The 1,244-nt window shown below is 69.1% G+C and carries 2 protein-coding genes; both read left to right on the forward strand.

Features of this window, described 5'->3' with window-relative positions; translation table 11 throughout:
* Positions 1–275: sensor histidine kinase (locus WH07_RS35775; RefSeq protein ID WP_046509447.1), on the forward strand; the 275-nt coding region annotated here is incomplete at its 5' end.
* Positions 276–411: 136 nt separating this feature from the next.
* On the forward strand, positions 412–1,244 hold an 833-nt coding region (locus tag WH07_RS35780), incomplete at its 3' end, for a sensor domain-containing protein (protein WP_046509449.1).

Consider the following 1,244-nt stretch of genomic DNA (forward strand, 5'->3'; position numbering starts at 1 on the left):
TCGCCTACTTCACCGTCTCCGAACTCCTCCAGAACATCAGCAAGCACAGCGGCGCCCGCACCGCGTCCGTCGATGTGTGGCGGGCGGAGAACCGGCTGCTGGTCCAGGTCCAGGACAACGGGCGCGGCGGCGCGCGGCTGGACGGCGGTACGGGCATGTCCGGGCTGGCCGAGCGGCTCGGCGCGGTCGACGGGCTCTTCGTCCTCGACTCGCCGGAAGGCGGGCCGACGGTCGTGACGGCGGAGCTGCCGTGGCGGCAGCGCGAAAAGGACTGACCGCACCGCCGCCGGGGTTTCGGGGGTAGGGAAAACCCCAGGGCAAAGAGGGAGACCGGCCTCATGGTGCGGGCGCGGCGGCCCCAGCAGCATGGAGATATACGGAAACCGCCCGCTCGCAGAACGGACACCGCCGATGGCCACGGACCACGGATACGGCGACCACGGATACGGCTACGGCCCCGAATCCGCGCATGCGGCCGGCCCTGGCTACGACTACCGGTACGGCTACGAAGGGGGGCGCGGATCGCGTCGACGGCCCCCCTTTCTCCCTCCCGCCCTCCGCGCGCCCATAGAGGCTCGCACCTGGCGCGAGTTCGGCTATCTGCTGCTCAGCCTGCCGATCAGCACGCTCCTGTTCGGCTATGCGATAACGACGCTCACGCTCGGCTCCGGCCTGCTCGTCACCTTCATCGGTATTCCCCTGCTGGCGGTGGGGCTGGCCGGCTGCCGAGGCTTCGGCGTGGTGGAGCGGGCCCGGGCCCGCGGTCTGCTGCGGCTGGACGTACCGGAGCCCGAGCCCGTACGGGGCAAGAAGAGCGGCGTGATGTCCTGGGTCGGCGCGGTCCTGAAGAGCGGGGAGTCCTGGCGGCATCTGCTCTACGGGGTGCTGCACTTTCCCTGGGCGCTGTTCGGATTCGTGGTGTCGGTGGCGTTCTGGACCACCGGATGGACGCTGTTCCTGTATCCGCTGTGGCACTGGGTGTCCCCCAGGTATCTCGGCCAGCCGGGTATCGCGCTGTACAGCGACGTCGACGGCAATGACTTCTATGTCGACACACCGTTCGAGATCGGTATCACTTCCGCGATCGGGCTGGTGATCGTCCTTGCCTCGCCCTGGGTGATACGCGGTCTGGTGAGCGTGGACCGGCTGATGGTCTCCGGGCTGCTCGGACCGTCCCGGCTGGCCACCCGGGTCTCTGAGCTGGAGTCGGATCGGGGTGTGGTCGTGGACACAGCGGCAGCCGA

It is taken from the genome of Streptomyces odonnellii, assembly GCF_000981895.1.
GTDB lineage: Bacteria > Actinomycetota > Actinomycetes > Streptomycetales > Streptomycetaceae > Streptomyces > Streptomyces odonnellii.